Source organism: Nocardia cyriacigeorgica GUH-2, assembly GCF_000284035.1.
Classification (GTDB): Bacteria; Actinomycetota; Actinomycetes; order Mycobacteriales; family Mycobacteriaceae; genus Nocardia; species Nocardia cyriacigeorgica_B.
In genome coordinates, this window is record NC_016887.1 from 349,420 (window position 1) to 363,201 (window position 13,782).

Genomic DNA, 13,782 nt, shown 5'->3' on the forward strand with positions numbered 1-13,782 from the left:
TCAGCGGCGCGCGGATCAACTCAGTTCAGCTGCTCGAGGTACTTCTTCCACCCACCGAACTCGGTGATGTCGGTGGCCGCGACCGCCGCGTCGTAGGTGCAGGCGAAGCCGACGACGGTGCGGCCGTCTTCGAGTTCGATATTGGCCAGCGCCATCGGGGCCGGGAGGGCGGCGAGGAAGGAGCCGAGGCCGGCGGCCGACAAGCCGAACAGTTCGCCGACGATGGGCGCGCCCTGGCCGGGGCCGTGTCGCACCAGGCCGGGTTTGGGTGGGATGGTGTCCAGGGCGGTGAGGCGGTAGGCGTCGGTGGTGCGGATTTCGCCGGCGAAGCGGGCGCCAATCTGTTCCAACTGCCAGTGCAGTGGCTGTCCGCGCAGGTGCGCGCCGAAGACGGCGAGTTCGGCGTCATGGCCGAACAGGGCCGGGGTGGAGTCGGTGCCGACCAGCCGGGCCGCGAGGTCGATGGCGACTTGATCGGCGAAGGCGGGCACAACGACCATGACACCGAAGGGCTGACCGTCCGCGGTGGGCTGTCCGGGAACGGCGACCGCCGCCATATCGAGCAGGTTGCAGAAGTTGGTGAAGGTGCCCATCCGGCGGTTGATGGTGACCGGATCGGCCTGCACGGCGGCAATGCTCGGATGTTCGGTGGTGGTCGGGAGCAGCAGTCCGTCGTAGCCGTCGAGCAGCCGGGCCGCGGCCGCGCGGGCGGTGACGAGGGCGTCGAGATCGGCGGCGAAACCGGGTCCGGTGGTGTGCTCGGCGGCCCCGATGATGCTCGCGACGGTGGGATCGAGCGTCTCCGGCGGCGCGGTGGCGAGGAAGGCGCCGACCGAGGCGTAGCGCTCGGCGACGATTGCGCCGTCGTAGAGCAGCAGGGCAGCCTCGAGCAGGGCCGAGATGTCGATCTCGGTGATGGTCACGCCGGAATCTGCCAGTCCGGCAATGGTTCTGGTGAACGCTTCGCGATACGGCGCGCTCAGCGCGGTCAGGTCCTCGGCACGCGGGACCGCGACCGTCGGCCGCTGCGGCGCGGCGAGCAGCACATCGGCGGGCCGTTTCCGGCTGCGCGGGTCGCGGGAATCCGGACCGGCCATGATCGCGGCCGCCGCCACCGCCCGTTCGAGGTCGGCGGCGAACACCGTGACGGCGTCGAAGTCCGCGCAGGCCGGCACCACACCGTGCACAGGCACCACACCCAGGGTGGCCTTGATCCCGACGATGCCCTGCAAAGCCGCGGGCACCCGGCCGGAACCGGCGGTGTCGGTGCCGATTCCGATATCGGCGATGCCCAACGCCACTGCCACCGCCGAACCCGAGCTGGACCCGCCCGAGACCAACGCGGGATCGAAAGCATTACGCACCGGCCCGTACGGGCTGCGGGTGCCGACCAGGCCGGTGGCGAACTGATCGAGGTTCGTCTTGCCGAGCACGATCGCGCCCGCCGCGATCAGCCGCTCCACCGCGGCCGCGGTGACCTCCGGGGTGTAGGCGAAGGCCGGGCAGGCCGCCGTGGTCGGCAGCCCCGCGACGTCGACGTTGTCCTTGACCGCGACCAGCAACCCCGCCAGCGGCAGCATCTCACCTGCGGAGAGTCGCTGCTCGATCGCGGTGGCGTCGGCGGCGACCTCGCTCTCCGGACGCAGGGTGATCCACACCTCCGGCCGGTCCACCTCCGCGATCCGGCGGTAGGCGGCGGCGACGCGCGCGGTGGGCGAACCGGGGAGGGCGTTGCCGAGTGGGCCGGCGCTCATCTAGTCGACTCCGATCACTGCGAGAGGGGTTCCGGGTTCCACTTTGGCACCCGGGGTGGCCAGGACCTTCAGCACCGTGCCCGCGTCCGGGCACTGTACTGGCAGTTCGAGTTTCATCGCTTCCAGGACGGCGACCGTCGCACCGGCGGAAAGCCGTTGTCCTGCCTCGACTTCCACCCGCCAGACATTGCCGATCATCGGCGCCGTCACCACGGTGGCATTGTCCGGCATGCCCGCGAGCGGATCGTCGACGGTCTCGCTGACGATCTCGGCTCCCGTACCGCGATCGAATTCGCCGGCGGCCTGCCAGGCCTGCTTCTCTGCCTCGAACGCGGCCGCCTGCTTGGTCTCGAATTCGGCGATCGAATCGGCCTCCTCGCGCAGCAGCCGCAGGTGGTCGGCCAGGGCGAAGCTGCCCTCGCTGACCTCGGCGTCGAATCGTCCGGCGGTCGCGGCGGCGCGGTAGTCGAGGAGCTGGTCGGCGCTGACCGGCTCCCAGACGATGCGGTCGAAGAACCGGAACAGCCATGGCGTCCCGGATTCGAACGGGGCGCGCTGACGGTAGCTCGACCAGATCGGCACCGTCCGCCCGATGAGCTGGTAGCCGCCAGGGGAGGCCATGCCGTAAACGCACAGGTACTTGCCGCCGATGCCGACCGCGTCCGACGGCGTCCACGTGCGCGCCGGGTTGTACTTGGTGGTGACCAGCCGGTGCCGCGGGTCGAGCGGAACCGCCAGCGGCGCACCGAGATACACATCGCCGAGGCCGAGCACCAGGTATTCGGCGGCGAAGACGGTGGCGCGCACGTCGTCGACGCTGTCGAGGCCGTTGATGCGGCGGATGAATTCGGTATTGGACGGCAGCCAGGGCGCGCTGTCGCGCACACCGCTGCGATAGCGGTCGATGGCCTCCGTGATCGACGGATCGTCGAACGACAGCGGCAACCGGATGGTGCGGCTGGGCACCACCAGGTCCTGGGTGGCGGGCAGTTCGGCCTCCAGCTCGGCCAGCACGCCGAGCAGCCGATGCTGGGCCAGGACGTCGGGATCGAAGTGGATATGCAGTGAGCGCACGCCGGGCGTCACGTCGATGATGCCGGGCAGCCCGGCTCCGGCCAGGGCCGTGGACAGGGCGTGCACCCGCATCCGCAGACCGAGATCGAGCACCATCTCGCCGTACTCGACCAGCACATTGTCGTCGCCGCCGCGCAGATAGCGGACCGGTGGACGGTCGCCGGTGCCGTCGACGCCGCCGAGGATGCCGCGATCGCTCAGTCCGGCCAGCGGTTTCGGTACCGTCGTGCGGGCCCGCGCGGCGTTCGAGGCGCGCAGCTCGCCTGCGGTGGCGTCGTCCACCGGGACGAAGCGCACGCTGTCGCCCGGTCGCAGCTGGCCCAGTTTCCAGCGGTGCGCCGACACCACCGTCAGCGGGCAGGCGAAACCGCCCAGGCTCGGGCCGTCGGGACCGAGCAGGATCGGCGTATCACCGGAGACGTTGAGCGCGCCGACGCTGTACGGATTGTCGTGCAGGTTCGACGGATGCAGACCCGCCTCACCGCCGTCGGTGCGCGACCAGGTGGGTTTGGGACCTTCCAGCCGGATGCCGGTGCGGTTGGCGTGGCTGCCGACCCGCCACTCGTGGGTGTAGAACTGCGCCATATCGGCGTCGGTGAAGTAGGCGGGCGCGGTTTGCGGGCCCTCGCCGACGGCCAGCTCCCAGACATGACCGAAATCGGGGCGCTCGGCCGGTGGGATCGGGTGCGGTTCTTCCGTTGCGGCGTCGGCCAGGTGCAGTACATCGCCGGTGACCAGCGCTTTACCGGTCACGCCGCCGAAGCCGCCGAGGGTGAAGGTCGACGCGCTGCTGTGATACGACGGTGCGTCGATGCCGCCGCGCACCGCGATATAGGTGCGCAGGCCGGTGTCGGCAGGGGCGCCCACATCCAGCACGCTGCCCGCGGCGACCGTGATCGGCTCCCACATCGGCACCGGTTCGCCGTCCACCTCGACCGGTGCGCCGGCGCCGCTCACACACACCACGGCGGTATCGGAGAACCGCAGCCGCGGACCGTGCAGCGTGCACTCCAGCGCGGGCGCGCCGGCCGGATTGCCCACGGCGGTATTGGCGAGGGTGAACGACAGATCGTCCATCGGGCCGGACGGCGGAATACCGACCTCCCACAGGCCGATTCGGCCGGGATGGTCCTGGATGGTGGTCATGGTGCCCGGGCGTTCCACGTCGATCCGCGCGGCGGTGGGCCGGATATCGGCGAGGGTGGCGGTGATGTGGGCGGCGCGGCGGACCGTGGGGTCGCTCGCGGCGGCGAGAAGTTGCGGCAGGTTGGTCTGCACGCCGTGGACGTGGGTCTGGGTGAGCGCATCGGTCAGGGCGGTGAACGCCTCGTCGCGATCGGCGCCTTGGGTGATGACCTTGGCCAGCAGCGGGTCGTAGTAGGGGCTGACCTCGGTCCCGGTGCCGACCCAGGTATCCACGCGAGCCTGGTCAGGGAAGGTCGTCTCGGTGATCAAACCCGCGCTGGGCCGGTAGTCCTGGCCAGGATCTTCGGCATAGACGCGGGCTTCCACCGCCCAGCCTTCGATCGGTGGACCCGTCTCGGGCAGTTCGTCCAGCATCGCGGAATCGCCGCCCGCCAGCCGCAACATCCACTCGACGAGATCCACGCCGGTCACCGCCTCGGTCACCGGATGTTCCACCTGGAGCCGGGTATTCATCTCCAGGAACGACGCCGCGTCGCGGTCGGCGTCGTAGACGAATTCGACGGTGCCCGCCGAGCGGTAGCCGACCGATCGGGCCAGCTCGCGCGAGACCGACAGCAACTGCTGCGACAACTCGGTCGTGAGTCCGGGCGCCGGCGCCTCCTCGATCACCTTCTGATTGCGCCGCTGCAGCGAACAGTCCCGGGTACCGAGGCTGACCACCCGGCCGAGGCCGTCGCCGAACACCTGCACCTCGACGTGCCGGGCCCGCGCCACGAACCGTTCCAGGAACACACCGGAGGTGGCGAAGTTGGTGGCGGCCAGCCGCTGCACCCGCTGGAAAGCGGCTCGTACTTGGTCGGCGTCGTGGCAGGCCTGCATGCCGATACCGCCGCCCCCGCCCACGGCCTTGAGCATGACCGGGAATCCGATCCGCTCGGCCTCGGCGACCGCGTGATCGGCCGATTCCAGCAGTCCCGAGCCGGGCACCAGCGGCACCCCGACGGCGCGGGCTGCCTCCCTGGCGGTGTGTTTGTCGCCGAAGATCCGCAGCTGGTCCGGGGTGGGGCCGACGAAGGCGATACCGGCCTTGGTCACCTCCTCGGCGAATTCGGCCTTCTCGGACAGGAACCCGTAGCCGGGATGGATCGCCCCGGCCCCGGTGGCCAGTGCCGCCTCGATCACCCGATCGGTGCGCAGATAGGATTCCGCTGCCGCACTCGGACCGAGATATGCTGCCGCGTCCGCCATTTCGACGTGTGCGGCGCCGGCGTCGGCGTCGGAATAGACCGCGACGGTTTTGAGGCCGAGAGTGCGGGCGCTGCGCATGATGCGGCAGGCGATCTCGCCCCGATTGGCGACGAGGACGGTATCGAAATCCAGGCTCACGTCGGGCTCCTGTGTTCAGTTGGGATTAATCGGTGGCCAGTGACATGGCGGCGATCGCGCGGGTGACCCGGTCGAGCACGACATCGAGGGATTCGCCGATATGGGTGTGCAGCAGCCGGTAGGCCAGCGAAAGATCGTCGGCGAGAACGGCATCGAGAATGGCCAGGTGCTCGGAGATGGTGGTCTCGATGCGGTTGTTGACCATGAAGTCGTACATCCGCACATGCCGGATGCGGGAGTTCACCGAGCGCAGCGCCCGGACCATCTCGGCATTGCCGGACGCGGTCAGCAGGGTGACGTGGAATTCCTCGTCACGGACCACGAAACCCGGTTCCTGTTCGGGCGGGTCGGCCTGTAGCTCCAGCCAGGCCTTACGCTCGGCGGTCAGCAGCGCCTTGTCGTGCACCACGTCCGGGTTCTGCATGGCGCGCTGTAAACCGCCCAGCTCCAGGGTGATTCGCAGCTCGTAGAGATCACGCACCAGCGGAATGCTCGGGCGGACCGGCGAGAACCCGTACTCCTCGCGTTGCAGCAGTCCGTCCGAGCAGAGCACGGTGAGTGCCTCACGGACCGGTGTGCGCGAGATGCCGAAGCGTGCGGAGACCTTCGGTTCGGTGAGGCGTTCGCCGAACTTGATGTCGCCGTTCATCAGCTCCGCGCGCAGGGTTTCGTACACCACGTCCCGCAGCGGTTTTCCCGAGGTATCGGCCGGTGTGGCCACCCGTGTCGACATACCTGTATACGCTATGGACCTCGCGTTTCCGTCGAATCACCGTGCGTAACCGGTAGGTAAGCGTGTGCTCACCGCGGCGTTTGTCCGGCGGAGCGTTCCCGGATTTCCGCACGTCATCGCCATCGCACTCGACTGTAGACAAATATGCGATTCTGTCTTACCGTCGGAACATGTTGGCTGAAGAGTATCGCGCGGCTCCGGTGTTCGAACTGCGCTCCGGACCCACCTGGCGGGCGCCGTGGGCGATGTATGCCGCACTGCGCGAACATGATCCGGTGCACCGGGTGGTGCCCGCCGGGCAACCCGACCACGACTACTGGGTGCTGACCCGGCACGAGCACGTCTACGCCGCCGCCCGCGACACCGACACCTTCTCCTCCCGCGACGGGCTCACCGTCGAATACGGCGAGCTCGAGCAGATCGGATTGACCGCCAATCCGCCGATGGTCATGCAGGATCCGCCGCAGCACACCGAGTTCCGCAAGCTGGTCGCGCGCGGATTCACCCCGCGCCAGGTCGCCGACGTCGAGCCGGTGGTGCGCGCCTTCGTCCGCGAACGGCTGGACCGGCTGGCCGAGCAGGGCGGCGGCGATATCGTCAAAGACCTGTTCAAACCGCTGCCGAGCATGGTGGTGGCCTATTACCTGGGGGTGCCCGAGCAGGATCGGGACCGATTCGATGGCTGGACCGACGCCGTGGTCGCCGCCAGCACCGAACGCACCGCCGACGCCCAGCAGGCCTCGATGGAGATGCTCGGCTACTTCGCCGAGCTGATCAAACGCCGGCGCACCGATCCCGGCGACGACACGGTCTCGCTGCTGGTCCAGGCAGGCATGGCCGCCGATGACAGCGATGTCGACGGCCTGGTGCAGATCCTGGCCTACACCTGGACCATGGTCGCCGGCGGCAACGACACCACCACCGGCCTGCTCGGCGGCGCGGTGCAGTTGTTGCAGCAGCATCCCGAGCAGCGCGCCGCACTGGCCGCCGATCCCGCTCGGATCAAACTCGCGGTGGAAGAGTTCGCGCGGCTGACCTCGCCCGTACAAGGCCTGGCCCGCACCACCACTCGTGAGGTGGAGCTGGCCGGCGTCACCATACCCGCCGGACGCAAGGTGCTGCTGGTGTACGGGTCGGCGAATCGGGACGAGCAGGTCTTCGGCGCCGACGCCGCCGAACTCGATATCGAGCGGAACCCGCAGCGCATCATGACCTTCGGACACGGCCCGCACCACTGTCTCGGTGCGGCCGCCGCCCGCATGCAGGCGCGGGTGGCGCTGGAGGAACTGCTGGAACGGTTCCCGAACTATCGCGTGGACATCGATGCGGTGGCGTACGCGACCGGCCCGTACGTGCGCCGGCCCACCACCGTGCCGTTCCGGTGCGCGGGCTGAGAAGATCAGCCGATGAGTGACTGGCTGGCGGGTGGCCGGGCCGAACTGGCGGCCGAGCGGATCCTGGACGCGGTACGTGCCCTGTCGATGGACAAGGGTGTGACCGGCGTCGGGATGGCCGAGGTCGCCGAGGCCGCCGGTTGTTCGCGGGCGACGCTGTACCGCTATTTCGACAACCGGCAGTCGCTGTATGTCGCGTTCGCGGGCCGGGAGGCGCGACTGCTGGTGGAGCGGGTGTGGCGGGCCCACCGCTTCGACGGTCCCGATCTCGAGGGACAGCTGCTCGATGTGCTCACCGCGCTGCTGGCCGAGGTCCGTAAAACGCCGCATCTGGCGGTCTGGTTCGAGCCGGAGAACGCGGGCATCGTCGCGCAGTTGTCGCAGTCGCCGGGCGTCATCGACACCCTCACCGCCGCGTTCGTACACAACTTCCGCCCCGATCTCGACCCGGACGCGGCCGGGCGACTCGGCCAGTGGACCGTACGCACAATGGTGTCGCTGCTGACCCTGCCCGGCCCCGGCGAAGACGCCGAACGCGCGCTCCTGCGCAACTTCCTGCTGCCGTTCCTGCTCGACAACCACATCGAGATCACCTGAACCGGCCCGGAAAAGAAGGAAACCCTGACCAGCCGAGCTGATCAGGGTTCCCATCGTGTCTCAACCACACGAGTCGGGGTGGCGGGATTTGAACCCACGACCTCTTCGTCCCGAACGAAGCGCGCTACCAAGCTGCGCCACACCCCGTGAAGCGGACCTGAGGTAGCTTACAACAGGTCGGGGCCGGACGTTAAACCGGCAGGTCAGTCACCTTTTCAGGGGGCGGATGCTGCTCAGGATGCGCTTGGCGGTGGCGGGGTCGACGGCGTCGGGGACGCCGGTGTCGGCGGCCAGCACCAGCACGATGGTTCCGGTGCGGGCGGGGACGGCGTAGGTGTAGACGGAGAACTGGGCGGCGCAGCCGGGTTTGGCGGAGTCGAGCCGGCCCGTCGTTTCGACGAGCATGCCCTGCTGGGATCCGTCCGCGGAGGTGAGCGGCTGCGCGGCGCCCGGCTTCACGTCGCGGCTGCCGGTGTAGGCGATGGTGGCGGCCTTGGTGCCGGTGTCGGTGGCGGCCTTCGCCGGGTCGGTGGTGTCGGAGCCGGTGAGGAAGGCGACGGTGCGCGTCGAGCCCGGGCAGTAGTCCACCCCGTCGGTGGCCAGGCCGGTGCCGACAACGGCCTCCGGCGGCTGGCCGAACCCGCCGACGTTGCCCTCCGGCGCCACCCGCCACCCGGCAGGTACGTCGTAGGCCGCACTGCGATTGGGGACGGCGACCGGCTGGTACCCGGGCACGATCGGCCCGATTTCGGCGGCGCGCGTGGGTTCGCTCGACCGCGGGCGAGCAGACGTGGACCGCGGTGCCTTGGAGGGTGATTCGCCGGTCGTCAGCGCGCTGACCATGGACGGCGTGGACCCGTCGGAGGCCGAGGCTTCATCGGATCCACTGACGGTCACCGCAACCACCCCGACACCCACGGCAACCACCGCCATCGCCGCCGCACCGAAGGCGAGGAGCTTCCCGGGCCCGCCGCCGGGGGAGCTGTTGCCCGGCGGCGACCCGAACGGTTGAGCGCCCGGCCCGAAGTTCGATGCACCGGGATGCGGCTGAGCCGGCGCCATCCCGGCGTACTGTGCGCCTGCCGTCAGGTTCCCGGCCGCCCTCGCATCGAGTGGCTCCTGGGGTGCGAACGCTGCGTCCGGGCTCGTCCAACCCTGCCCAGCATCAGCGGGAGCGGTCCAGCCCGCCGAGCTACCCGGCCACTGTCCGCCCTGCGTGGGAGCCGCCTCGGGCGCAACAGTCGGCCCCGGCTGCGGGGCTCCCGACATGGTGTAGCTCGGTGTCGGCGCACCGAGCTGCGCCCAGTGACCGCCCTGCGTCGGCGCTGCTTCGGGAGCGACGGGAACGCCCGGTTGCGCCGCAGCTGGAGTGGGGCTCGGTGCAGCCTGTCCGATCTGGGTCGGGGCTGCTTCGGGCGCGATGGGCATCCCGGGCTGCGGTGCGCTCGGCAGCCCATAGGCCGGCTGTCCGGGCGCCGGTGCCCACTGGCCGACCTGCGTCGGCGCGGATGCGGGCCCCTGTGCTCCCGGTACAGCGCCTCTCGGTCCAGTGTCGGGCCCCCACTGCGGGGCGGCCGGATACGCCCCGTTGCTGGGGTCGAATGTGTTCACGGTCGTCCTCTTGCCTGACAGAAGTCTCGGCAAGCGACCCTAGCGGGCGACGGTCTCCGAGGTCGAAACGCCCTGCGCGGTATCGGAGTTGGGGCGCTTCGGCGGGGCGGCGACCAGCGTGAGCAGGGTGGCCTCCGGACGGCAGCAGAAGCGGTAGGGCGCCCACGGTGAGGTGCCCAGGCCGGCCGAGACGTGCAGTCGGGTGTGCTCACCCCACTTCGACGGGCCCTTGACCCGCGAGCGGTCGATATCGCAGTTGGTGACCAGCGCGCCGTAACCGGGCAGGCACAGCTGACCGCCGTGCGTGTGCCCGGCCATCACCAGGTCGTAGCCGTCTTCGGCGAACCGGTCGAGCACCCGCGGTTCGGGCGAATGGGTGAGCCCGATGCGCAGGTCGGCCAGCGGGTTGGGCGCGCCGGCGATGGTGTCGTAGCGGTCGCGGTGCAGGTGCGGATCGTCGACGCCCGCGCTGGCGATGCGGATGCCCGCCACCTCGAGGTCGCGGCGCACATGGGTCAGATCCAGCCAGCCGCGTTCGGTGAAGGCCGCGCGCAGATCCTTCCACGGCAGCGGCGCACCGTGGACGCGACGGTGATCGGTCTTGAAGTACTTGAGCGGGTTCTTCGGCACCGGCGCGAAGTAGTCGTTGCTGCCGAAGATGAAAAGTCCTGGGCGCGAAAGCAATCCGCCCAGCGCCTGCACCACGGCGGGCACCGACTTCTGATGTGAGAGGTTGTCGCCGGTGTTGACCACCAGGTCCGGTTCAAGCCGGTCGAGCTCGCGCAGCCACTGCTGCTTGAGTTTCTGGCCGGGCATCATGTGCAGATCGCTGATGTGCAGCACCCGAAGCGTCGCCGAGCCCGGCCGCAGCACCGGCATCGTCGCCTCACGCAGCACGAACGCATTGCGTTCGATGAGCGAGGCGTAGCCGACTCCGGCCACCGCGGCTCCGGCGGCGCCGAGCGCGGTTCGACGGACAGCGGAGGTCGAGATCACGGGCATTTGCCCAGCATAGGTGACGGTGGTCGCGAACGCGGCGTGTGTTCAGGCACAGATCGGACCGGCCGGGTAAATGTGGTGGGCCCGCTCCGGCGCAGCGGCTACCGTGTGGCTCATGTCGGAACTCAAATCGCAGCTGCGGACGGATATGACCGCCGCCATGAAATCCAAGGACACGCTGCGTCTGGCCACGTTGCGGATGCTGCTCGCCGCCATCCAGTCCGCCGAGGTGGCGGGCCCCGAGGCACGTGAGCTCTCCGACGCCGAGGTCGTCGCCGTGCTGGCCAAGGAATCCAAGAAGCGCAACGAGGCCGCCGAGGTGTACGCCCAAGCCGGCCGCGGTGAGCTGGCGGCCAACGAGCACGCCGAGGCCAGGATCATCGACGAATACCTGCCCACCCAGTTGACCGACGCCGAGGTCGCCGACATCGCCGATACCGCCATCGCGCAGATCGCCGAGCAGACCGGCCAGCGGCCCGGGATGCGCCAGATGGGGCAGGTCATGAAGATCGCCACCGCGCTGGCCGAGGGCAAGGCCGACGGCGCCCGGATCTCGGCCGCGGTCAAGGCCCGGCTGTAGTCGTTCGACCCGTAGACAACCGAAACGCCGACCCGGTCAGACCGGGTCGGCGTTGTCGTTACCGGGGGAACGGTAGCGGGATGGGGATCGGGATCGGTGGCAGCCGCGGCGGCGGCGGAAGCCCCGGCACGCCTGGCGGCGGTCCCTGCGGGCCCGGCGGTGGCGGGGTACGCACGGTGCCGTCGCTGACGTAGATCGTCACCAGCGAGCCCGGAATGGCCGAACCGTTCGGCGAGGACCCGGTGACGGTGCCCTTCGGCGCCGAGCCGGACGACTCCACCGGCGTGACTTTGAACCCGGCCGCGATCAGCGCGGCGGTCGCCTCACCCTGCTTCATCCCGACCACGTCGGGCACCTGGGCGTTGTTGGCGCCGCGCACGTATTTGTCGTCCAGTGGCGGCAACACCGGCGGCGGGAAGTTCCCGACCACGGGTTTGATCGCGTTGAACCAGGTGCGGGCGGGTTCGTTACCGCCGAACAGGCCGTTGGCGTCGCTGGCGCCGCAGTTGCGCAGTGGGAACGAGCAGATCTCGCCGGGCGTCGGGCTGTCGCCGTAGACGTAGACCGCGGCGGCCAGCGAGTTGGTGAAGCCGACGAACGCCGAGGAGCGGTGGCTTTCGGTGGTTCCGGTCTTACCCGACATCGGCAGCGTCCAGCCCGCGTTGGCGGCCGCGGCGAAGGCGGTACCGCCGGGCTGATCGTCCTTGCTCATGGCGTTGGCCAAGGTGTTGGCCAGGCCGGGCTCGACCACCTGCTCGCAGGCCTGCTGGGTGAGCGGGACCTGCTTGCCGTTGCGGTCGATCACTTCCTTGATCGGCGAGGGCGGGCACCACTTGCCGCCGGAGGCGAGGGTGGCGGCCACGTTGGACAGCTCGAGCGGATTGATCGGCACCGGGCCGAGGGTGAACGAGCCCAGGTTCTGGCTTTTGATCATGTCGGCCAGGCTCTGGTTGTTCTCCAGCCCCGAGCTGCCGGGCTCGGTGTAGGAGCGCATGCCAAGGCGCACCGCCATATCCACGGTCGGGGTGACGCCGACGGCCTGGATCAGCTTGACGAACGCGGTGTTGGGCGAGGTGGCCAGCGCCTCGGTCACCGACATCGGCGACTTGTAGCGGCCGGCGTTCTCGACGCAGTAGGTGGCCGGCGGGCAGCCGGGCGCGCCACCGTTACCCATGCCCTGGGCGTTGAACCGGCCGGGCACATCGAGCTGGGCATTGATGCCCATGCCCTTCTCCATGGCCGCGGCGGTGGTGAACAGCTTGAACACCGAGCCGGCACCGTCACCGACCATCGAGTACGGCTGGGCCAGCAGCGTTTCGTGCGCCTCCCGGTTGAGGCCGTAGGTGCGGCTGCTGGCCATGGCGAGGACCGGATGCGAATCCTGGCCGGGCCCGACCACCGACATGACCTCGGCGATGTTCTCCAGATCCGGCGGCGCGGCCTCGGAGACCGCGCGCTTGACCGAATCCTGCACGGCCGGGTCGAGGGTGGTGCGGATCAGGTAGCCGCCCTTGTCGATCTGCTCGCGGCTGATGCCGGCGTTGGCCAGATACTGCAGGGCGTAATCGCAGAAGAAACCACGGTCACCGGCGGCGATGCAGCCGCGCGGCAGACCCTTGGGCTCGGGCAGCACGCCCAGCGGCTCGGTCTTGGCCTTGCGGAATTCGTCGGCGCGGCTGGGGATGTTCTGGATCATGGTGTCCAGCACGGTGTTGCGCCGGGCCAGCACGCCCTCGGGGTTGGTGTAGGGGTTGAGCTTCGAGCTGCTCTGCACCATGCCGGCCAGCATCGCCGACTGCGGCACGTTCAGGTCGGCGGCGTCGATGCCGAAATAGGTCTGCGCGGCGTCCTGGATGCCGTAGGAGGAGTTACCGAACGGCACCAGATTCAGGTACCGGGTGAGGATCTCGTCCTTGGTCAGTTCCTTGTCCAGCGTCAGCGCCATCCGGATCTCGCGGATCTTGCGGGCCGGGGTGGTCTCGATGGCGGCGCGGCGTTCGGCGTCGGTCTTGGCCACCACCAGCAGCTGGAAGTTCTTCACATATTGCTGGTCGATGGTGGACGCGCCCTGCTGCACCTCACCGCTGGTGGTGTTGGTGAGGAACGCGCGTAGCGTGCCCTGCCAGTCGACGCCGTCGTGGTCGGCGAAGCGGCGGTCCTCGATGGAGACGATCGCCAGCTTCATGTCGTTGGAGATCCGGTCGCTGGGCACCTCGAAGCGGCGTTGTTCGTAGAGCCAGGCGATCGGATTGCCTGCCGCGTCGACCATCGTCGACACCGCGGGCACCGTGCCCTCGACCAACTCGGCGGAGACGTTGTCGACGGCGTCGGCGGCGCGGTTGGACACGAATCCGAAACCGCCTGCGAGCGGGAACAACAGCCCGGCGACGAGCACGGCGGCCAGCATGCAGCTAACGGCCAGCTTCGCGAGCGTATGTCTGATCGGCACGGGACCAGACTAAGGGGTGGGTCGGACGCTCTCGCGGGTGTGTTTGTTCCGAATTGCTC

General features: G+C 69.4%; 10 protein-coding genes and 1 tRNA gene. 4 read left to right on the forward strand and 7 right to left on the reverse strand.

The genetic code is table 11. The features are described 5' to 3' along the window. Window positions 1-20: 20 nt before the first annotated feature. The 3 genes from atzF to NOCYR_RS01580 all read right to left on the reverse strand — a co-directional run bounded on the left by atzF (window position 21) and on the right by NOCYR_RS01580 (window position 6,093). Complete coding sequence (gene atzF, locus NOCYR_RS01570) at window positions 21-1,754, reverse strand: allophanate hydrolase (protein ID WP_014348603.1); 1,734 nt, start codon at window positions 1,752-1,754, stop codon at window positions 21-23. Beyond that, entirely contained in the window at window positions 1,755-5,300 is a 3,546-nt protein-coding gene (gene uca / locus NOCYR_RS01575; RefSeq protein ID WP_231856081.1) for an urea carboxylase, read from the reverse strand. It abuts the gene before it with no gap. Window positions 5,301-5,385: 85 nt separating this feature from the next. After that, window positions 5,386-6,093, reverse strand: a complete 708-nt coding sequence (locus NOCYR_RS01580; protein WP_048832591.1) for a GntR family transcriptional regulator — start codon at window positions 6,091-6,093, stop codon at window positions 5,386-5,388. A 170-nt stretch (window positions 6,094-6,263) separates the two neighbouring features. Between NOCYR_RS01580 and NOCYR_RS01585 the strand changes: the two genes are divergently transcribed. Together NOCYR_RS01585 and NOCYR_RS01590 are read left to right on the forward strand one after the other, a co-directional pair. Further along, window positions 6,264-7,487 carry a cytochrome P450 gene (locus NOCYR_RS01585; RefSeq protein ID WP_048832593.1) on the forward strand — a complete coding sequence of 408 codons (1,224 nt, stop codon included), beginning with the start codon at window positions 6,264-6,266 and terminating at the stop codon, window positions 7,485-7,487. A gap of 12 nt (window positions 7,488-7,499) precedes the next feature. After that, on the forward strand, window positions 7,500-8,084 hold the full coding sequence (locus NOCYR_RS01590; RefSeq protein ID WP_014348607.1) for a TetR/AcrR family transcriptional regulator: 585 nt from the start codon (window positions 7,500-7,502) through the stop codon (window positions 8,082-8,084). A 73-nt stretch (window positions 8,085-8,157) separates the two neighbouring features. Here the strand turns inward: NOCYR_RS01590 and NOCYR_RS01595 are convergent. Beyond that, window positions 8,158-8,231 (reverse strand) — tRNA-Pro (locus NOCYR_RS01595). A 60-nt stretch (window positions 8,232-8,291) separates the two neighbouring features. Then, window positions 8,292-8,819, reverse strand: coding sequence for a hypothetical protein (locus NOCYR_RS30690; RefSeq protein ID WP_014348608.1), 528 nt, complete (start codon window positions 8,817-8,819; stop codon window positions 8,292-8,294). A gap of 25 nt (window positions 8,820-8,844) precedes the next feature. Here NOCYR_RS30690 and NOCYR_RS01605 point away from each other — a divergent pair, with 25 nt between their 5' ends. After that, entirely contained in the window at window positions 8,845-9,096 is a 252-nt protein-coding gene (locus NOCYR_RS01605; protein ID WP_148280500.1) for a hypothetical protein, read from the forward strand. 638 nt (window positions 9,097-9,734) lie between these two features. On the opposite strand, the gene NOCYR_RS01610 is transcribed toward NOCYR_RS01605, so the two are convergent. Then, window positions 9,735-10,697, reverse strand: coding sequence for a metallophosphoesterase (locus NOCYR_RS01610; protein WP_014348610.1), 963 nt, complete (start codon window positions 10,695-10,697; stop codon window positions 9,735-9,737). A gap of 112 nt (window positions 10,698-10,809) precedes the next feature. Here NOCYR_RS01610 and NOCYR_RS01615 point away from each other — a divergent pair, with 112 nt between their 5' ends. Further along, a complete protein-coding gene (locus NOCYR_RS01615; protein ID WP_014348611.1) occupies window positions 10,810-11,274 on the forward strand; it encodes a GatB/YqeY domain-containing protein in 465 nt (154 codons plus the stop codon). 58 nt (window positions 11,275-11,332) lie between these two features. Here NOCYR_RS01615 and NOCYR_RS01620 read toward each other — a convergent pair whose 3' ends face one another. Then, window positions 11,333-13,681 (reverse strand): penicillin-binding protein, encoded by a 2,349-nt coding sequence (locus NOCYR_RS01620; RefSeq protein WP_014348612.1) that lies wholly within the window; start codon window positions 13,679-13,681, stop codon window positions 11,333-11,335. Between the last annotated feature and the right edge of the window lie 101 nt (window positions 13,682-13,782).